Consider the following 18,748-nt stretch of genomic DNA (forward strand, 5'->3'; position numbering starts at 1 on the left):
CGACATCCCCTTGTGCCTCCGGCCGGGGACGCCTGCGGATGCGACCACCGCGACGCCTGGGGCTACATGCGGGACAGCGTGAACGGATACGTCTGCGCCCCGGGGGCGCCGTCGCAGCCCGCGGCGAACGAGGACTCGAGCGAACCGGCCAGCGTGACGGCGTCCCAGGTGTAGACGTCATGGGTGGGAATCGTTGGGCCGTAATAGATGTCGCCGCACCGGAGACCGTCCGGAACGTCGACGGCCAAGGTGTACCGCCCGTCGGCCAGGTGCGCGTCGCCCGTGTAGGGGAAGGCCTTGGCCACCGGCCGGGCGATCGCGTTCACGTGCACACACCCGCCGCCGGGGCACGCGGTGATCGCCCACACCCAGGTGTGGAAGTCGTACCGGCCCTCGATCTGAAGGTCGTAGTTGCCGAACGGCATGGCGGCCCGGGCGACGGGGGCGGCGAGCACGGCCAGCATCCCGAGGAGCGCCGGAACCTTGCCTGCGAACAGTTTGAATCCCATGACGCTCCTCGTTGTCCGAGTCCCCAATTTTACTTGGACAACGGCTTTTTCGATAGATGGTTGCTGACATGACGCGACTGCTGGAGATTCCAATCGGCGCAGGGGTTCCCGAGACCAGCGCCACCCGCCCACCATCCGAATTCGACGACGACCTCCCGGAATTCTCCGAGGACTACACCGAGGCCGAGTATCTGCTCGCCGGCACGGCGAATCGCTACACCGGTCCCGCGATCGGACCGCCCGCGGTGGTCAGCGACGGTCACCGCTACGTCACCCGGGTGCTGGCGCGCTACCCGAGCGACCCGGCTCGCTTCAGCGGGCGGGTGGTGCTCGAGCCGTTCAACACCACCTACGGCGTCGACCGCGACGCGTTGTGGTCGCATGTCGCCGGCCTGCTGCAGGCGCAGGGCGATGCGTGGGTCGGGATCACCGAACGCGCCACGTCGGCAACGCCACTCAAGGGCTTCGACCCCCAGCGGTATGCCGACGTCGAGATCGGTTCCAACGACCTCGCCTGGGACCTGCTGCGGGCGATCGGCCTCACCCTCAAAGAAGGGGGTGAGCACAGCCCGTTGCGTCACCTACCGGTGCGGCACGTCTATCTCGGCGGCTACTCCCAAAGCGGCGTCGACACCGCGACTTTCGCGGCGGCATTCGGCGCGCTGACCCGCCGCGCCTACGACGGCTTCTTTCCGGCCTGCCACGCCGCGAGCCTGACACCCCTGGCCGTGGGTGATGGCCTGCCGCGCTTCGAGTACGCCCCGATCCGCGCGGCCGGGGCCCCGGTCGTCGAAACCCAACCCCAAAGCGACGTCGAGGGATTCGGTGTCGACGGGTTCGTCAACCCCGGCAGCGCCTCGGTGCGGCGCGCGGACGGCGACGAACCGGGGGACCGGTTCCGGCTGTACGAAATCGCGGGCGTGCCCCATGCCGCCAGGATCCCGGGCTGCGACGGGGACGGCTCGAGCTTTCCGATGTCGGCCTTCGTGCGCGCCGCGCTGCGCAGCCTGTTTCGGTGGGCCGAGGACGACATCGCGCCGCCCAGCGCGCCGCGCATCGCGCTCAGCGTCGACGGCCAGGTGGCCGAGGCGGCCGTCGACCGATTCGGCAACGCGATCGGCGGCGTGCCCTCACCCTTCCTTGACGCGCCGCTCGCCCGCTACGAGACGCACTCGACACCGGGGCCGCTGTGCAAGCTCGCCGGCCGCGAGGTGCCCCTGTCCCACGAGGTGCTCGCCGAGCGCTACGGCGATCTGCAGACCTACCTCGCCGAGTTCACGATCAGCCTCGATGCCACCATCGGCGCCGGCTACCTGCTCAAGGAAGAACGCGCACAACTCCTTCAAGACCAGACCGCGAAGGCGCACGCGGCCTTCGCCCGGACGGCCGCGCCGGCATGAGCGTCGCGACCGTGCCGGTGCCGGACAGCCTCGAGCAGGCGCTGTCCGTCGAATGGCTCACCGCCGCGCTGGGTATCGATATCGTTTCCGTGGTGCCCGGGCCGGTCGTCGATCGGATCTCCACCAACGCAAGGTTTTCCATTCGGGCTGCCGACGGACGCTCACGCAGACTCTGCGTCAAGGGCTACTTCAACGACATCGGCCGGGCCGCCCGCTACGTCGGGGCTCCCGAGGCCTACTTCTACCGCGAGCTGGCCGCCGCCACCGGGGTGCGCACCCTGCGCAGCGTGTACGCCGACATCGATCCGCACACCCGGCACGGCGTCATCATCACCGACGACGTTGTGGCGCAGGACGCTACGTTCCTCGACGGCAACAGCCCCTACACGCCCGACCAGACGGCGCAGACCCTCGCCGAGTTCGCCCGGCTGCACGCCGCGACCTGGGGCTCGGCCCGCTGCGCCGACGCGCCGTGGCTGGCGCCGCGGCTCGGACGCGCGCTGGAGGTGTGGGGGCTACAGACCACGCTCGACATCATCGGCCGCAACCTCGAGGGTCCCAACGGGCAGCGGATGCCCGCCTCGGTAAAAGACCCCCAACGCCTCGTCGACGCCTACCGCGCCCTGGCCGAGATGCACGCAAAGCCCTGGTGCGTGATCCACGGGGATGCCCACGTGGGCAACGTCTTTCTCGACGCCGGCGGCGTGGGATGCCTGGTCGACTGGCAACTCGTCCAGCGCGGCGGGTGGTACCTCGACGTCGGCTACCACATCGCCTCCACCCTGACCGTCGAGGAGCGGCGGCGCACCGAGCGAGACCTGTTGCGGCACTACCTCGATGCGCTCGAATCGCACGGGGTCACGCCGCCGCCCTGGGATGAGGCCTGGCGCGCCGTCGCTTTCGGCATGGTGCACGGCTTCTATCTGCGGAGCATCACCACCAAAGTGCAACCGGCGATCATCGCCACCCTGCTGGACCGGCTCGGCACCGCGGTGGCCGACCACGACGCTTTGAGGGGGAGCTGAATGGACGCCTTCGACGCCTTTCAAGGGCTGCGCGTCGTGGAGTTGGCGCAATGGGTCTTCGTCCCGGTGGCCGGCGCGCTGCTGGCCGACTGGGGCGCCGACGTCATCCGCATCGAGCGGCTCGAGGGCGACCCCTACCGGGGGCTGGCCACGCAGGGCATCGGCACCGACCGCGACGGCGTGAATCTCTCGATGGCCCTGGCCAATCGCGGCAAGCGGTCAATCGCGCTGAACCTACGCCATGAATCCGGCAGGGCCATCCTGCACGAATTGCTCGACACCGCGGACGTTTTCCTCACCAGCCTGCGCCCCGGCGCGCTGGCCCGGCTCGGGCTGGACGCCGACACACTGCGCGCCCGGTACCCCGGCCTGATCTACGCCCGCGGGCACGGTTTCGGGACGCGCGGGCCGGACGCCAACCAGCCCGGCTACGACAGCTCGGCGTTCTGGGCGCGCGGGGGAGTGGGCCACATCCTGACCCCGCCCGAGCGTGACTACCCGATCAGCCAGCGCGGCGCGATGGGCGACCGAAACGGCGCCATGGCACTGGCTTTCGGCATCGCCGCCGCCCTGCTCAAGCGGGCGAACACCGGCGCCGGATCCGTCGTCGATGTCTCGCTGTTGGCCACGGCGATGTGGATGCTGTCCTCGGACCTGCTCGCGGTGCTCAACGGCGGAGAGGCCGGACCCGTCGGCGGCCGCGGCCCCCAGATCAACCCGCTCACCGTCAACTATCGCACCAAGGACGGCCGCCACGTCCAGCTGATGTTCCTGCAGGGCGACCGCTACTGGGCCGAGTTCTGCCGCCTGGTCGGCCGCGACGACCTGATCGACGATCCGCGCTTCACAGACATGGCCGCGCGGCGCGAAAACGCCGCGGCCTGCGTGGCCGAGCTGGATGCCGTGTTCGCCCGCCACACCCTCGCCGAATGGAAGGAGCTGCTGGCCAAGCTCGACGCCCCCTGGGCCCCAGTGCAATCCGTGTCCGAGGTGATCGAGGACCCGCAGGTGCTCGCCAACGGCTACGTGGGAGAGGTGCGGCTCGAGGGCGGGCAGGCCTACCGGCTGCCCGCGGTGCCCGTCCAACTCGACGAGCAGACGCCCCCCATGCGCCGCGCGCCCGAGCACGGCGAGCACACCGAGGCGCTGCTGGCCGAGCTCGGCTACGACTGGGACCGGATCTCCGAGCTGGCCGACCAGGGCGTGATCCCGTGAGCGCGCGGCCGCTGCCGGTGCCCGACGAGGTCTCGGCGCCGTTCTGGTCGGCCGCCGCCGACCACGTCCTCACCGTGGCGCGCTGCGCGCGGTGCGGAAAGTTCAGCATGCCCCCGGGCGTGGCCTGCCCCCATTGCCACGCAACCGATCCCGACTTCGCATTCACCCCGGTCAGCGGTCGCGGCGTCGTCCGATCCTGGACGGTGGTGCGCCAGGCCTTCCTGCCGGGCTTCGACGCGGACCTGCCCTTCGTGCTCGTCGACGTCGAACTCGCCGAACAGGCCGAGCTGCGGCTCATCGGTCGCCTGCTCGACGGCGCCGACGCGGACCTGCATATCGGCGACCCCGTCACGGTCGGCTTCGAGGACCTCGCTCCCGGCGTGGCCGTCCCCGCATTCGAGCTGGCGTGAGAGCCAGATTCGCGGCGAGCAACAAGGTCGCCATCGTCGGCTACGGGCACAGCCCGGTGTGCCGCCGCGCCGAGCGGCCACTGGGGGCGCTGGCCCTCGACACCGCCCGGGCCGCCATCGCCGACGCGGGCCTGCGCCTCGACCAGATCGACGGGTTCGTCAGCTCGAGCCTGCTGCCCAGCGCGGGGGGCCAGGCCGCCGACGACGGCGTCAGCACGGTGTCGTCGGCCTGGCTCGCCCAAAACCTTGGCGCCGCACCGCGGTACGTCGCCGGGTTCGACGGCATCGGTCAGATCACCGGCTCGGTCGGCATCGCCGTCAACGCCATCGCCAGCGGCGCCGCGGATTACGTGCTGCTGCACCGCGCCCTGCACAACCCCGCCGGGCGCTACCACGCCAACCCGATGCGCGAGGCGGCCGGCCCGCAGCAATGGACCGCCCCCCAGGGCTTTTTCGGCCCGCTCGCCATGATCGCTTTGCCGCACAACGAATATCTGCAGCGCTTCGGCGCGCGACGCGAGTCGATGGCGGCCGTGGCGGTGGAGGCGCGCAAGAATGGCGCGCGCATCCCGTGGTCGTTCTGGCGCGAGCGCCCGCTGAGTGCCGACGAATACCTGTCGGCGCCAATGCTCTTCGATCCGGTCTGCCGCTATGACTGCGACATCCCGGTCGACGGGGTCGCTGCCTTCGTGCTCACGTCGGCCGATCGGGCCAAGGACCGGCCGCACCGGCCGGTGTACATCACCGGATACGCCTCCGGCATGCCCGCCCGCCGGCGCCTGCCCCTGCACTGGCCGCTGGACGACATCGTCGAGGGCGGCGCGCAGACCGCGCGGCGGCTGTGGGAACACGCCGGAATCACCGGCGCCGACATCGATTTGCCCCAGGTGTACGACGGCTTTTCGCTGTTCGTCTGGCTCTGGCTGGAGGTGTTGGGGCTGTGCCCGCCCGGCGAGGCGCACCGCTTCGTCGAGGCCGGCGGCATCGACAGCGACCGCCCGGACGGCATCCCGGCGCTGTCGGGCGGCGGCGCGCTCGGCAACGGGCGCATGCACGGCATCCCGCAGATGCTCGAGTGCTACCTGCAGCTGGCCCGGCGCGCCGGGGACCGGCAGCGCGAGCGCGCCACCACCGGCCTGGCCTGCCATTCCTCGCCGCACTTCGGTGGCGCCGTGGTCTACAGCTCCGAGCCCTTTTGAGAGTTGCGTTCTCTGAAGCATCAGAATATCGTTCTACTGTTACTGGCGTTTAGGGAGTCGTTGTGACAGTCCCGTCGGAGTCTTGGGTGGAGCGCGCTGTCGATCGGTCGGCGGCCGTGCAGCGCTCCCGCACCCGCATCGCCAACCAGGTGCGCTTGATGCTCGACGCCGCCCGGCGGCTCATCCAGGCCAAGGACGACTTCACCACCCAGGAGCTGGTGGCCGAGGCCGGTGTGGCGCTGCAGACCTTCTACCGCTACTTCGCCTCCAAAGACGAACTGCTGCTGGCGGTCATCGGCGACGCGATGACCGAAGCCTGCGACCGCTGGGCCAAGGCCGCCGCCGACATGTCAGATCCCATGGACCGCTTGCGGTCTTACATCACCGCGCCGCTGCAGCAATTCCACGGCGACAGCCAGGAGGCGGCGGGCATCCGGTTCATTGTCTCCGCGCACTGGCACCTGCACCGCATCTTCCCGACCGAACTCGCCGAGGCCGAGCAGCCGTTCGTCGACCTGTTGCGCGCCGAGGTCGCGGCCGCCGCCGAGAAGGGGTTGCTGCGTCCGCGAAATCCCGACTGGGACACCTGGTTCATCGTCGAGTTGCAGCGCGCGATCTACCACTACTACGCCTACGCGGCCAAAACCGACGAGGACCTCAAGGCCACCGAGGAAAACCTCTGGGAATTCTGCAAAGCCGCGCTCGGAGCGGCACCAGCATGACCGCCGATCGCCAAGGAGGGTGCCCGTGAACGACTTTGACGACCTCGACTTCTTCACCGACCCGACGCTCGTCCCCAACCCGCACCCCTACTTCGACTATCTGCGCGCCCAGGGCCCGGTGGTCACCGAGCCCCACCACGGGGTGGTCGCCGTCACCGGCTACGACGAGGCCATGGCGCTCTACAAAGACGTCGATTCGTTTTCCAGCTGCATCGCGGTGGGCGGCCCGTTCCCACCCCTGCCGTTCGAACCCGCCGGCGACGACATCAGCGGGCTGATCGACGAGCACCGCGCGCAGATGCCGCTGCACGAGCACATGGTGACGATGGATCCGCCGGATCACACCCGCGCCCGATCGGTGCTGAGCCGGCTGCTCACGCCGGCGCGCCTGAAGGAGAACCAGGACTTCCTGTGGAGCCTGGCCGACCAGCAGCTCGATGAATTCGTCGGGCGCGGCGAATGCGAGTTCCTCGACGCGTATTCGAAGCCCTACGCCCTGCTTGCCGTCGCCAACCTGCTCGGGGTGCCCGAAGCCGACCACAAGGAATTCCGTGCCGCACTGGCGAATTCGCACACCGCGGGCAACCTCGACCACGATCCGGCCGCGATCAACCCGCTGGAATTCCTCGACGAGAAGTTCAGCTTCTACATCGAAGACCGCCGCCGCGAGCCGCGCGGCGACGTGCTGAGCGATCTCGCCGCCGCCCGGTACCCGGACGGCTCCACGCCCGAGGTCGTCGACGTCGTGCGCGCCGCCACGTTCCTGTTCGGCGCCGGCCAGGAAACCACGGCCAAGCTGCTCGGCGCCGCGTTGCAGATCCTGTGCGACAAGCCGGAATTGCAGCGGGAGCTGCGCGACGACCGCAGCCTCATCCCCGCCTTCATCGAGGAGGCGCTGCGGATGGAAGCGCCGGTGAAGACGACGTTTCGGTTGGCGCGCAAGGCAACTCGGGTCGGCGACGTCGACATCCCCGCGGGCACCACGGTCATGCTGTGCCCCGGAGCGATCAACCGCGACCCCGACCGCTTCGAGCAGCCGCACGAATTCCGGCTCGACCGGGGCAATGTGCGCGAGCACATCGCTTTCGCGCGCGGCGTGCACAGCTGCCCGGGCGCGCCCCTGGCCCGCGTCGAGGGTCGGGTCTCGCTGGAGCGCATCTTGGACCGGATGGGCGATATCCGGATCAACGAAGCCATCCACGGCCCGGTCGGCGACCGCCGTTACAGTTACGCGCCCACCTACATCCTGCGCGGGCTCAACGAACTGCACCTCCAGTTCACGCCGATCACGTAGGCGGTGTCCCAGTGCGGCGGCTGATCTCGATGGTGGCCCTTGTGGCTCTCGCCGGCACCGCGGCGCCGACCGCGGCCGCGTCCGGTGACGAGTGGGGCCTCAACGGCACCTACCTGGCGACATCGAACGGCGATTGGGCGAAAACCAACGACATCTACCACAACGAGGCCACCGTGCGGAGCAGGTGGACGATCACCACCACGTGCAGCACACCGCTGGAATGCACCGGCCGGGTGACCAGCGACCTCGGCTGGAGCGCCGACGTCGGCCTGCACGGCAGCGAATACGTGGTCAAGCGCGACATTCCCAACTGGGAGCCGTGCCCCAACGGCGCCGCCCGAACCGGGCACCAGATCTACCGCTTCTATCCGGTCGACGAGAGGGGCTGGGTGGCAACCGATTCCACCTCGAAGACCCTGGCGGGCGTGGACCAGACGACGGGCGACAGCGGCGCGTGCGGCATCAATAAGGCGTTGGTGGTCTCGCTGCCGTTCCGCCTGGACAAAGAGGGCTGAACTAGAGTCGAGGCGTGACCCGCATGCCGCTTGCCCACGCAGACGAGCAGCCCGAACACCTCCGGGAGCTCCTCGCCCGTCCCGACACGCTCGACGTGCTGCGGCTGATCGCCAACGCCCCCAACGTCTTCGACGGGTGGTCGCTGATGGCCGGGCGGCTCTTCGACAGCCCGACCTTCAGCGCGCGGATGCGCGAGGTCATCATCCTGCGGGTGGCCCACCTGCAGGACTCGCCCTACGAACTCGCCCAGCACGTGATCTTCGCCCGCAACGCGGGGCTGACCGAGCACGAAATCGACGCGCTGCTCGGCAAGGCGGACCTGGACGCCGCCCAATTCAGCGACGGCGAACGCCTGGTCATCGACACCGTTACCGAACTGTGCACCACCCGCCGCCTGTCCGACGACTCGTTCGCCGCGGCCCACACCCTGCTCGGCGACGAGGCGCTCACCGAGATGCTGATGATCGTCAGCTGCTACTACGGCCTGGCGTTGGTGCTCAACGCCGTCGACCTCGACATCGACGCCCCCACATGACCCGCATCCCGTACCGCGACCCTGAGGACATGCCCGAACTCGCCCGCGAATTGACCGCGCGGCGCGGCAATCTCAACGTCTACCGCGCGCTGGCCAACGCCGAGAAGGTGTTTACCAGCTGGATGGTGGCCGGCGACGCCGCCCTGACCAGCCCGGTGCTGCCCAGGCGGCTGCGCGAACTCATCGTTTTGCGCACCGCGTATCTCATGGACTGCGCCTACGAGCTCGGCCAACACAGGGACGTCGCCCAAACGGTCGGGATCGACGGCGCCACCATCGCGGCGTTGACCTCCGAATCCGATTGGCAAAACGGTGATTTCGATCCCACCGAGCTGGCCGTGCTGCACCTGACCACCGAGCTGGTGACCACGCGCCGCGTTGGCGCAGCGCTTTTCGACTCGGTGCACACGGCCCTGGGTTCGGAGGCCACCATGGAGGCGTTGATGGTCATCAACCGATACGCCGGCCTGGCGCTGATGCTCAACGCGCTCGACGTGGACCTCGACGAGAACGCCCGGCTGCCGGTGCCGCCGACGAAATAAGGCGTATGCCGTATGGCGTGACGAGCGTCCCAGTAATCTTCACGATGTGGTGGTGCGAAAGCAGCCGTCGACCCGCCTGTCCGCGGAGGACTGGCTCGAGGTGGGCTACACCGTGCTCGCCGAAGAGGGGGTGCGCGCACTCAAGGTCGAACGACTCTGCCAGCAGGCCGGTGTCACGCGCGGCAGCTTCTACTGGCACTTCGAGGACATCGACCACTACCGGGCCGCCCTCGTCGAATCGTGGAACAAGTTTCTCGAACGCGACCGTCAGGCGCTGTCCAAGCTCGACGAGCTGCCGCCCCGGGAACGCCTGTTGGCCCTGACGCTCACGCTGGTCAGCCCCCAGTATTGGGTGCTCGAGCGGGCGATGCGCGAATGGGCCCGCCTGGACCCGGTCGCCGCCGAGAACATCCGCGCGGCCGACCGGCTGCTGCTGCGCACCGTGGTGAAGGCCTACCGCGACTACGGTTTCAGCCCGGAGGACGCCAAGCTGCGCGCGGAGTTGACCTTTGCCGCGGGCATCGGCCTGCTGCACCTCACCAGCTCGGCCGAGCAGGCCCAATCGCTGTCCCAGCGAGAGCGATTTTTGGCCGTCATGCTCGGCGAGACGGAGACGGCCTAGTCAGATCGTGGCGATGGGCGAGATCTTCGCGCCAATCGCCAATGCCCCGGCCAACTCTCGGCTCGTGTCGTAGTCGAAAACCACATGCCCCGCGGCGATGTCCACGTCGCGCTTGGCCCGCTGTAGCGGGCTGGACAGGAAATGCGCGCTGGCCCCGGACGCTTCCAGCAGATCGGCGATGATCGCCCGGCACTCGTGCACCGTGCGCGCGGCGGCCAGCCGGGCATCGGCGCGCACCGACCGGCTCACCCGCTCGCCGCTGACCACGATCGTCTCGATCTCGTCGGCGGTCGCCTCGATCAACGCCCGCAGCGCGCTCAGCCGCACCCGCGCCTCGCCGAGCCGGATCTGCGCGGCGGGCTGATCCTTTTGCGCCACCCCGCTGTAGGCCAGCACCCGGCCGCCCAGCCGCTCGGCGAACAGGTCGGTCACCCGTTCGGCGGTTCCGAGCACGGGCATCGACGCCGTCAGCGCCAGCGCGGGAACCATCGGCCACCGATATGTCGGGACGCCGTGCTCACGCGCGCCGGGCGCCGTGCCGCCGTAGATGTCGGCCACGGCGACCAACCGGTGCTCGGGGACGAAAACATCGTCGACGACCAGATCGTGCGAACCGGTGCCGCGCATGCCGGCCGTGTGCCAGGTGTCGACGACCTCGACCTGCTCGGCGGGCAGCACGACGAGCGCCGGATCGATCCTGTCCGCGCGCTCGATCAGCGCGCCGACGATCATCCAGTCGGCATCCATCGCGCCCGTCGCCCACGACCACCTGCCGGTCACCCGCACGCCGCCGTCGGCCGGGACGCCGCGGCCGGTGGGGGCCAGGGGAGCCGGCGCCAGCACCGGGCCCGACGCGAACACCTCCTCCTGCACCCGCGGTTCGAACAACGAGAGCATCCAGTTGTGCAGCGCGTAGAAACCCAGCGTCCAGGCGCTCGAGGCGCAGCCGTGCGCCATCCGCCGAATCGGTTGCAGCAGTTCGGGAAACGAGGCTTGCAGGCCGCCGAACCGCGCCGGGAGCAGCAACCGGAACAGATCGGTCTGCCGGAAATCGCTCACCGTCGCCGCAGGTAGCCGCCGCAACCGCTCGGCCTCCTCGGCGCGATCGACCAGCCGCGCAACGAACTCGTCGGTGATGCCGTGCAGGGGACCGCTTTCGACCACGGACATGCCGCCGACCCTAACATACTTTTTAGTATGTAATGGCGGTCGCTCGGCGGTTGTTACCATCGCGCGGTGAGTGATCGCCCGGGCGGACTGCGATCCATCGCACGCCGTGACGTCCTGAAAATCGCCGGCGTCATGCCGGTGATCCTCGGCGCCGCCGCCGTCCTGCCCGCCCCGCGCGCGGCCGCCGGTGTCGCCGGGATGTCGGTCTTCCTCGACCCCGGCCACAACGCCGTCAACGACGCCTCGATCAACCAGCAGGTCACCAACGGCCGCGGCGGCACCAAGCCGTGCCAGACCTCGGGCGCCGCGGCCGGCGACGGCTACCCCGAGCACACCTTCACCTGGACGGTGGCGGGGCTGGTCAGCGACGCGCTGAACCAGATGGGCGTTCGCACCCAGCTCTCGCGCGACAGCGACAGCGGCGTCGGCCCGTGCATCGACCAACGCGCGGCGGCGGCCAACGCCATGCGCCCGGATGCGATCGTGAGCATCCACGCCGACGGGGGACCCCCGTCGGGCAGCGGATTCCACGTCAACTACTCCAGCCCGCCGCTGGGCGACGTCCAGGCCGGGCCCGCCGTGCAGCTGGCCCACGCGATGCGGAATGCCTTGGCCCAGTCGGGTTTACCACCGGCGAACTACATCGGCTCCGACGGCCTGTACGGGCGCGACGACCTGGCCGGGCTGAACCTCGCTCAGTACCCGGCGGTCCTCGTCGAACTCGGCAACATGAACAACGCGGGCGACGCCGCGCGGATGGAAAGCGTGGACGGCCGGGCGGCCTATGCCGTCGCGGTCACCCGGGGGATCGTCGCCTTTCTGAACTCCAAGGCCGGCTGACTCAGCCGCCGAAGCCGCCGCCCGCCGGCGGCGGCGCCGGCGCGGCCCCGCCCATGCCGAGGTGGCTGGAGGCGAAGGCGACGCCTTTGTCGATGATGGAGCCGTCGTCGGCGTAGGTGTTGTGGGCGGCGAAGTTCATGCCGTCAGAGCAGACGGGGTCTTCGATGGCGCAGACTTTGAGGGTTTTGTCGGCGTAGGTGGGGCCGATGACGACGGGGGGTTCGCCGAGGAAGTTCATGGCGCGCACGTTGGGCATGCCGAAGAGCACGACCGAGGAGACGTGGTTGGCGACGTCGGGGGCCAGGGGTTTGGGGACGGTGGCGGGGTCGATGCCTTCGGGGACGGCTGCGGAGGTGACAAAGCCCATGACGGCCGCGCCTTGGGAGTAGCCGCCGAGGACCATTTTGGTGGTGGGGCAGTCGTGTGCCATGGATACGACGTGGGTGCTGGCGTCGCGGATGCCGTCGATGCCGGTGTCCCATTGGTCGGTGGCGGGGTAGTTGACGGGGTAGACGTCAAAGGAGCGGTCGCCGACGCGTTGGTGCAGGGCGTCGACGAAGGCTTGTCCGGTGGGGCCGACGCCGGGTTCTTCGCCGGTGCCGCGGGCGAAGACCACTTGCACGTCGGGACACTGGGCGGTGGCGGTGGGGATGAGGGAACCGGAGATGGCCGAGGCGGCCATGCCCGATGCGGCGATAACTACTGCTGGACCAAACGAACGAACGATGTGACGCGCAAACATGCCGTCCAATGTGCCCATGCGAGCCCCTCCCAAACTGTCAATTTGCCGATCGTTTCGTGATGTTTTCCTGTATACCGGGGCGCAGCGGCAAGCGGTGGATGGCGACCGCGCCGCCCCTACCGGGGCCGACGCACCCACCGCGCAGTCGTTGCCTACCAAAACACGTCGAGCGTCTTTTGGCGCTGTCCATCGTAGCGGGAGGCCGTAAGACGCTCGTCGCCGGAGGTCTGGCGACATGGCAACGGGCGAAACGGGTTTCGCCGGCGTAACCTCCGATCCTATTTCCGTTCAACATCACTCGGCGACCACGGGCCGCGACGGCGCCCCGTGCGCGCGCGACGCGACCGTCCAGCAGCCGGAAGGAGTTGCGTCCGCGCCGTGCGACGAGGGCTTGGGTGGCGCTGAATTCGTATCCGCCTGAGCCGAAGTTGCTGAGCGGGCGCACAGGTGTCGGCATGGTCACATACAGACATCACTCAGGTGCGCTCGGCGTGGCGCCCTATTAAAGTGACGTATCTTAGGGAAAACTTATGATTCGTTAGGTACGGAAACAGGTAGCACGGAGCAAGGCTGTGAAAACGGACCGTTTCGACGCGATCATCGTAGGCGCAGGTTTCGGCGGCATCGGCGCCGCCATTCAGCTCAAACGCCTCGGGTTTGAACACTTCGTCATCCTCGACCGCGAGGACGACCTGGGCGGCACCTGGCACGTCAACCACTACCCGGGCGTCGCCGTCGACATCCCCTCCACCACGTACTCGTACTGGTTCGAGCCCAATCCCGAGTGGTCACGGCTGTTCGCGCCGGGCGCCGAGGTCAAGGCCTATGCCGCCGACGTCGCCGACAAGTACGACGTGCGCCGCCACATGCGGTTCAACACGACCGTTGAGGGCGCGCAGTGGGATGAGGAGACCGCGGGGTGGCGCGTCGCGCTGGCCGGCGGCGAAACCCTGACCTGCCGGTTCCTGATCACCGCGACCGGCTTCCTGTCCCAGCCGCACATGCCGGACATCCCCGGCATCGGCAGCTTCAAGGGCAAGGTGGTGCACACCACCGCGTGGGACCACGGCTATGCCTACCAGGGGCGCCGCATCGCGGTCATCGGCACCGGGGCATCCGCGGTGCAGGTCATCCCCGAGCTGGCCAAAGAGGCCGCGGACCTGACCGTCTACCAGCGCACCGCGGCGCACATCCTGCCCAAGCCCGATTTCCCGTTTTCTCCGGGCGTGCAGCGCATGTTTGCCCGGCTGCCCGTGCTGCAACGTGCGCTGCGCTGGGTGACAGACATCGTCATGGAGATCATCTTGGTCGTCGGTGCGCTGAAATTTCGGCAGACCCGGGGGCGGGGGAATATCGCCTTCGCCGACCTGTCCAAGATCAATCGGTTCAGGACGCTCCGGGACAAGGACCTGCGCGCCAAGTTGACGCCGGACTACGACTGCGGCTGCAAGCGGCCCACCATGTCGAACGACTTCTACCGCGCTTTCACCATGCCGCACGTGCACTTGGAGACCAACACAATCGAGCGCATCGAGGCCGACGGCATCGTCACCGCGGACGGGCGTAAGACCGTCATCGACACCCTGGTGCTCGCGACCGGCTTTGACCTGTGGGAAGCCAACTTCCCGGCTATCGAGGTGGTCGGCCGCAAAGGCCGCAACCTCGGAAAGTGGTGGCGGGAGACCAGGTTCCAGGCCTACCAGGGCGTGTCGGTCCCCTACTTCCCCAACTACTTGGGCCTAGCCAGTCCGTTTGCCTTCTCCGGATTCTCGTTCTTCCACACCATCGAATACCAAATGCGGCACATCGATCGGCTTTTGGGTGAGGTCAAGCGCCGCGGCGCGGCAACCTTCGAGGTGACCGAGGAAGCGAATAGCCGTTTCCTCGAACGGATGCACGAACTGTTGGAAACCTCGGTGTTCACCAACGGCGACTGCGCGACGGCGCGCTCCTACTATTTCAATCCCAGCGGTGAGGCGACCTTGCTACGGGCGACCTCGACGCTGAACGCGGTGCGCGAAAACCGGACGTTCCCGCTGAGCGACTACGTCATCGCCTAGGCGCCTGGCCGGTGCGCTGATCCGGTCAGCGGTTGCCCGTTGGCGGACTGCAGCAAGCAGATGACGGTGCTCGGCGTCGGGTTGGCGCCCGTGCGGTCCTGGTTCGAGTCGATCAGATAGGTGATCGAAAACCGGCCGGCGTCAACGGATTGCCCGGTGTACGGGGCGAGCCCGGCGGCGCAATCCCGGTTGGCGACGGTGGCGATCGCGGTGTCGACGGCCATCGGGGCCCGTAGATACACCTCGGCCAAATGCGCTGTCGCGCAGTCGACGACGGTGACGTCGACGCGGCTCCCGTCGGCCGGCGGCAGGTCGGCGACGCACTGACCGGCCCGCAGGTCGATCCACTTCTCGGTGTGCGACCCGGGCGGCAAGGGTGCGGCGGTGGCGGTGGGCATCAGCAGGGCCGCGAGGGCGAGGACGCCCACCGGGTGAAGGCGTGAAACGCGCATCGCGGCCTCCCTGCTCTTAGCGGAGGAGTTTAGGAGGTGTTGGTCAGCGCCGGGTCCGGTTTTCCCGAAGACATCGACAGGAACCCGCGCACGCAGCGCGCGGCCAGCCACCAGTTCGCCGGTCTCTTCATGTCCAGCCCGCCGAGGAGCTGTTTGACCATGGTCAGGCTGTCGAAGTAGATGCGCTCGCAGACAAGGGTTTCCGTGTCGTCGAAGACGAAGTAGGCGGTCATGCGGACGCGGAACCGGCTGCCCGTCGGGGGGACCTTGCCCAGGTAGCCGAGGTGGGTGCCCATCAGCCAGAATTCGACGATCACCGCGTCGGCGCTGTGCCGCAGCGCGATGATCTCGTGATCCTGATCGGGAAACGCCGTCCGGGTCTCGGCGTAGTAGCCGCGCACCGCCGCGTCGCCGTCGTGCACGAGCATCTGGGGGATCAGCTCGTAGCGCGGGTGCGGGAAGGTCGCCAAGACGTCGTCCCAGGCCTGGCGGACCTCGTCGTGGAAATGGTCGAGCACGAGTTTCTCGCGGGCGGCCAGCACCTCAGGAGGCGGGAACGCGGGGATGCTCACGTGGTCAGCGTAAGCCCGGGCGTGGCGGTGGCGAGCGGCGGTGACCTAGCGTGGAGGAGTCCAGGCGACCGGCAGCGTCTTGATGCCGTGGATGAACTGCGACAGCAGTCGCGCGGGTTCGTCCGTCGCGACGATGTCGGGTATCTCGCGGCGCAATTCGTCGAAGACCACCCGGATTTCGCGGCGGGCCAGGTTCGCGCCCAGGCAGAAATGCGCGCCCCCGCCGCCGAAGCCGAAATGGGGATTGGGGGTGCGGGCGAGGTCGAAAAGCCACGGGTTGTCGAACGTCGACTCGTCGCGATTGGCCGAATTGTACCACAGCGTGACCTTGTCGCCGGCCTTCATCTTGGTGCCCGACAGCTTGTAGTCCCGGGTCAGCGTGCGGCGCATGTAGATCACCGGGGACGCCCACCGCACGATCTCCTCCACGGCGGTGGGTGCGAGGCGGTCGAAGTTGGACCACCACTTGTCCCGCTCGGCGGGATAGCGCGAGAGCGCCAGCACGCCATGGCTGATGGCGTTGCGCGTCGTCTCGTTGCCCGCCACCACCAACAGGATGAAGAACGACGCGATCTCGGCCGAGGTGAGCCGTTCCCCGTCGACCTCGGCCTCGACCAGGCTGCTGGTCAGGTCGTCGTGGTGGTTGGATCGCCGGTCCTCGGCCAGCGCGCTGGCGTAGGCGCCGATGTCCATCGACACCTGCAGGAACTCCCCGAAATCGGTGGCCAGGTCCGGGTCGCCGAACCCGAGAATCACGTTGGTCCAGTGGAAGATTCGCTGATGGTCCTCCTCCGGGATGCCCATCATGTCGCAGATGACCTGCAGCGGCAGCGGACCGGCGAGCTGGCCGACCAGCTCGGCCTCCCCGTCGGGATGGTCGGCGATCAGCGCGGAGACCAGCCGACGGGCCCGCTCGCGCACCGAAGCCTCGATGCGCGCCACCACTTTCGGGGTGAACGCGCGGCTGACGATCGAGCGCAGCCGCTGGTGCCGCGGATCGTCGAGCACGATCATCGAGCCGAAGTATTCGCTGATCTCCGGCGTGTTGTCGTTGATCGTGATGTTGGGGCTGGAGCTGAAGATGTCCGGATGACGGCTCGCGAAAAACACGTCGTCATGCTTGGTCAGCGCCCAATGCCCGTCGCCCGGCTCAAACCCCTCGTACTCGATCGCCGGCCAGAACGAGATCGGCGCCTCGCGGCGCAGGGTGGCGAAGGTGCCGTCGCGGACGTCGTCGTCGAGCGCCCAGAAGTCCAGCGAGTCGAGATGGATGTCGGCCAGCGGGATCTCGGGCGGCGGCGACCCGTTCGTCCGCGCCGCCAGGCCCTTCTTGGGGCCCGTCTTCAGGCTCACCTCGACCTCCTCGTGTCGTGCGGGGGCTGCTCGGTCAGTGGGTGCACACCGTTCGGGCGGGCGTGCCGACGGTGGCCGTCGCCGCGCTGACGACGTTGCCGTCGACCAGGATCTTGCAGGAAATGGGGCCCGGCCCCTGCGCGCTGATGGTGAACACTTCGCCGCCGTAGCCGGTGAACTCCGTCGACCAGGGCAGCGGCGCGTTGACCTGATGCAGCTGACCGGTGTCGGTTTGGTAGTAGATGAATTCGGCGACCGCGGGCCCGTTGACCTCGTAGCGGATCTGCGGCATCTGGGGCAGGGCGTGGGCCACGCCGCCGACGTTCGCGAACCCGAAACCGACGGCCAACACGATCGCAGGTCCGGTGAGGTGCTTCGTCATGAATTGCATCGTGTCACCACGGGCGACGGTAGGGAAGCTTAATGTGAAGTTCCAGCGGGGGCTGGTGACGTGGAAAGGTGGCGGGTAAGGCATGGCGGGACACGGCTCAAAGCGTGTGGTGGTGTTCGGGACTGGCTTCGTCGGCAAGATGGTGATCCCTGAGATCGTCAAGCATCCCTTGTTCGAGTTGGTGGGCGTCGGCGTCAGCAATCCGAACAAGGTCGGCCGCGACGTCGGCGAGATCTGCGGAATGGGCGAGAAGGTGGGCATTCTCGCGACCGACGACATCGACGCCCTGATCGCCCTGAAGCCCGACGCGCTGGTGCATTACGGCCCGACGGCCATGCACGCCAAAGAGAACATCTTGCTGATCACCCAGTTCCTGCGGGCCGGCATCGACGTGTGCTCGACGGCGATGACGCCGTGGGTGTGGCCGACGATGCACCTGAACCCGCCGAACTGGATCGAGCCCATCACCGAGGCCTGCGAACTCGGTGAGTCGTCCTGCTTCACCACCGGCATCGACCCCGGATTCGCCAACGACCTCTTCCCGATGACACTGATGGGCCTGTGCTCCGACATCCGCCGGGTGCGCGCGTCGGAACTGCTCGACTACACCAACTACGAGGGCGACTACGAATTCGAGATGGGCATCGGTCGGGAGCCCGAATTCAAACCCATGCTGCAAGACCGCGACATGCTGATCTTCGCGTGGGGCGCCACCGTCCCGATGATCGCCCACGCCGCCGGGATCATGCTCGACGAGATCACCACCACCTGGGACAAGTGGGTGACCCCGACGGAGCGCAACTCCGCCAGGGGTGTCATCAAACCCGGGCACGTGGCCGCCGTCCGGTTCACCATCAACGGCGTGTACCAGGGTGAGACCCGCATCCAGCTCGAACACGTCAACCGCATCGGGCTGGACGCCGCCCCGGACTGGCCGACCGGCCACGACAACGACGTCTACCGCGTGGATATCAAGGGGACCCCGAGCATCTTCCAGGAGACCGCGTTCCGGTTCACCGACGGCTCCGGCCGCGACGCCGCCGCGGCCGGCTGCCTGGCCACGGGGCTGCGGGCCCTCAACGCCGTGCCGGCGGTCAACGACCTGCGGCCGGGCTGGGTCACCCCGCTCGACCTGCCGCTCATCGCCGGCGCCGGCAACATCCGCTGACCCACGCACAG

General features: G+C 68.5%; 21 protein-coding genes. 14 read left to right on the forward strand and 7 right to left on the reverse strand.

Translation table 11 applies throughout. The features are described from left to right. Positions 1-62: 62 nt before the first annotated feature. Positions 63-425, reverse strand: coding sequence for a hypothetical protein (locus G6N26_RS01795; protein WP_083017775.1), 363 nt, complete (start codon positions 423-425; stop codon positions 63-65). 152 nt (positions 426-577) lie between these two features. On the opposite strand from G6N26_RS01795, the gene G6N26_RS01800 reads away from it, so the two are divergent. From G6N26_RS01800 to G6N26_RS01850, 11 genes are all read left to right on the forward strand, one after another. Further along, on the forward strand, positions 578-1,909 hold the full coding sequence (locus G6N26_RS01800; protein ID WP_232067524.1) for an alpha/beta hydrolase domain-containing protein: 1,332 nt from the start codon (positions 578-580) through the stop codon (positions 1,907-1,909). After that, positions 1,906-2,934 carry a phosphotransferase family protein gene (locus G6N26_RS01805; RefSeq protein ID WP_083017623.1) on the forward strand — a complete coding sequence of 343 codons (1,029 nt, stop codon included), beginning with the start codon at positions 1,906-1,908 and terminating at the stop codon, positions 2,932-2,934. The genes G6N26_RS01800 and G6N26_RS01805 overlap by 4 nt, the downstream gene beginning before the upstream one ends. After that, positions 2,935-4,149, forward strand: coding sequence for a CaiB/BaiF CoA transferase family protein (locus G6N26_RS01810; protein WP_083017622.1), 1,215 nt, complete (start codon positions 2,935-2,937; stop codon positions 4,147-4,149). It begins immediately after the preceding gene. Further along, positions 4,146-4,559, forward strand: coding sequence for a Zn-ribbon domain-containing OB-fold protein (locus G6N26_RS01815; protein WP_083017620.1), 414 nt, complete (start codon positions 4,146-4,148; stop codon positions 4,557-4,559). Before G6N26_RS01810 ends, G6N26_RS01815 begins: the two co-directional genes overlap by 4 nt. Then, positions 4,556-5,758, forward strand: a complete 1,203-nt coding sequence (locus tag G6N26_RS01820) for a thiolase family protein (protein ID WP_083017619.1) — start codon at positions 4,556-4,558, stop codon at positions 5,756-5,758. Before G6N26_RS01815 ends, G6N26_RS01820 begins: the two co-directional genes overlap by 4 nt. Positions 5,759-5,874: 116 nt before the next feature. Continuing rightward, positions 5,875-6,480, forward strand: coding sequence for a TetR/AcrR family transcriptional regulator (locus tag G6N26_RS01825; protein ID WP_067172323.1), 606 nt, complete (start codon positions 5,875-5,877; stop codon positions 6,478-6,480). 25 nt (positions 6,481-6,505) lie between these two features. Beyond that, positions 6,506-7,774, forward strand: coding sequence for a cytochrome P450 (locus G6N26_RS01830; RefSeq protein ID WP_083017616.1), 1,269 nt, complete (start codon positions 6,506-6,508; stop codon positions 7,772-7,774). An 11-nt stretch (positions 7,775-7,785) separates the two neighbouring features. After that, a complete protein-coding gene (locus G6N26_RS01835) occupies positions 7,786-8,289 on the forward strand; it encodes an Rv2253/PknI dimerization domain-containing protein (RefSeq protein ID WP_462931604.1) in 504 nt (167 codons plus the stop codon). Positions 8,290-8,303: 14 nt separating this feature from the next. Continuing rightward, entirely contained in the window at positions 8,304-8,825 is a 522-nt protein-coding gene (locus G6N26_RS01840; protein ID WP_179960272.1) for a carboxymuconolactone decarboxylase family protein, read from the forward strand. Further along, positions 8,822-9,367 (forward strand): carboxymuconolactone decarboxylase family protein, encoded by a 546-nt coding sequence (locus tag G6N26_RS01845; protein ID WP_083017615.1) that lies wholly within the window; start codon positions 8,822-8,824, stop codon positions 9,365-9,367. Before G6N26_RS01840 ends, G6N26_RS01845 begins: the two co-directional genes overlap by 4 nt. Positions 9,368-9,467: 100 nt before the next feature. Next, a complete protein-coding gene (locus tag G6N26_RS01850; protein ID WP_179960333.1) occupies positions 9,468-9,989 on the forward strand; it encodes a TetR/AcrR family transcriptional regulator in 522 nt (173 codons plus the stop codon). On the opposite strand, the gene G6N26_RS01855 is transcribed toward G6N26_RS01850, so the two are convergent. Continuing rightward, on the reverse strand, positions 9,990-11,159 hold the full coding sequence (locus tag G6N26_RS01855) for an acyl-CoA dehydrogenase family protein (protein WP_083017613.1): 1,170 nt from the start codon (positions 11,157-11,159) through the stop codon (positions 9,990-9,992). It abuts the gene before it with no gap. A gap of 66 nt (positions 11,160-11,225) precedes the next feature. Here G6N26_RS01855 and G6N26_RS01860 point away from each other — a divergent pair, with 66 nt between their 5' ends. Beyond that, complete coding sequence (locus tag G6N26_RS01860) at positions 11,226-11,999, forward strand: Rv3717 family N-acetylmuramoyl-L-alanine amidase (protein ID WP_179960273.1); 774 nt, start codon at positions 11,226-11,228, stop codon at positions 11,997-11,999. Between the two features lies 1 nt (position 12,000). On the opposite strand, the gene G6N26_RS01865 is transcribed toward G6N26_RS01860, so the two are convergent. Then, positions 12,001-12,759 carry a cutinase family protein gene (locus G6N26_RS01865; RefSeq protein WP_095577005.1) on the reverse strand — a complete coding sequence of 253 codons (759 nt, stop codon included), beginning with the start codon at positions 12,757-12,759 and terminating at the stop codon, positions 12,001-12,003. 554 nt (positions 12,760-13,313) lie between these two features. On the opposite strand from G6N26_RS01865, the gene G6N26_RS01870 reads away from it, so the two are divergent. Beyond that, complete coding sequence (locus G6N26_RS01870; protein WP_067172471.1) at positions 13,314-14,801, forward strand: flavin-containing monooxygenase; 1,488 nt, start codon at positions 13,314-13,316, stop codon at positions 14,799-14,801. Here G6N26_RS01870 and G6N26_RS01875 read toward each other — a convergent pair. The 4 genes from G6N26_RS01875 to G6N26_RS01890 form a co-directional block, all read right to left on the reverse strand. Then, positions 14,798-15,199: a septum formation family protein gene (locus tag G6N26_RS01875; protein ID WP_232067635.1), complete on the reverse strand. Its 402-nt coding sequence runs from the start codon at positions 15,197-15,199 to the stop codon at positions 14,798-14,800. The genes G6N26_RS01870 and G6N26_RS01875 overlap by 4 nt on opposite strands. An 83-nt stretch (positions 15,200-15,282) precedes the next feature. Beyond that, positions 15,283-15,825, reverse strand: a complete 543-nt coding sequence (locus G6N26_RS01880) for an ester cyclase (protein ID WP_083020448.1) — start codon at positions 15,823-15,825, stop codon at positions 15,283-15,285. A gap of 45 nt (positions 15,826-15,870) precedes the next feature. Further along, positions 15,871-17,178: a cytochrome P450 gene (locus G6N26_RS01885; protein ID WP_083020447.1), complete on the reverse strand. Its 1,308-nt coding sequence runs from the start codon at positions 17,176-17,178 to the stop codon at positions 15,871-15,873. Positions 17,179-17,212: 34 nt separating this feature from the next. After that, complete coding sequence (locus G6N26_RS01890; RefSeq protein WP_179960274.1) at positions 17,213-17,560, reverse strand: MmpS family transport accessory protein; 348 nt, start codon at positions 17,558-17,560, stop codon at positions 17,213-17,215. Positions 17,561-17,651: 91 nt separating this feature from the next. Here G6N26_RS01890 and G6N26_RS01895 point away from each other — a divergent pair, with 91 nt between their 5' ends. After that, positions 17,652-18,737, forward strand: a complete 1,086-nt coding sequence (locus tag G6N26_RS01895; protein WP_083020445.1) for an NAD(P)H-dependent amine dehydrogenase family protein — start codon at positions 17,652-17,654, stop codon at positions 18,735-18,737. The last annotated feature ends 11 nt before the right edge of the window (positions 18,738-18,748 follow it).

Source organism: Mycobacterium marseillense, from assembly GCF_010731675.1.
Taxonomy (GTDB): Bacteria; Actinomycetota; Actinomycetes; order Mycobacteriales; family Mycobacteriaceae; genus Mycobacterium; species Mycobacterium marseillense.

Coding starts and splice junctions, on each gene's coding strand:
- G6N26_RS01795 (WP_083017775.1), bottom strand. CDS start 425: ATGCCGTTCGGCAACTACGACCTTCAGATCGAGGGCCGGTACGACTTC.
- G6N26_RS01800 (WP_232067524.1), top strand. CDS start 578: ATGACGCGACTGCTGGAGATTCCAATCGGCGCAGGGGTTCCCGAGACC.
- G6N26_RS01805 (WP_083017623.1), top strand. CDS start 1,906: ATGAGCGTCGCGACCGTGCCGGTGCCGGACAGCCTCGAGCAGGCGCTG.
- G6N26_RS01810 (WP_083017622.1), top strand. CDS start 2,935: ATGGACGCCTTCGACGCCTTTCAAGGGCTGCGCGTCGTGGAGTTGGCG.
- G6N26_RS01845 (WP_083017615.1), top strand. CDS start 8,822: ATGACCCGCATCCCGTACCGCGACCCTGAGGACATGCCCGAACTCGCC.
- G6N26_RS01855 (WP_083017613.1), bottom strand. CDS start 11,159: ATGTCCGTGGTCGAAAGCGGTCCCCTGCACGGCATCACCGACGAGTTC.
- G6N26_RS01865 (WP_095577005.1), bottom strand. CDS start 12,759: ATGGGCACATTGGACGGCATGTTTGCGCGTCACATCGTTCGTTCGTTT.
- G6N26_RS01875 (WP_232067635.1), bottom strand. CDS start 15,199: ATGCCCACCGCCACCGCCGCACCCTTGCCGCCCGGGTCGCACACCGAG.
- G6N26_RS01890 (WP_179960274.1), bottom strand. CDS start 17,560: ATGACGAAGCACCTCACCGGACCTGCGATCGTGTTGGCCGTCGGTTTC.
- G6N26_RS01895 (WP_083020445.1), top strand. CDS start 17,652: ATGGCGGGACACGGCTCAAAGCGTGTGGTGGTGTTCGGGACTGGCTTC.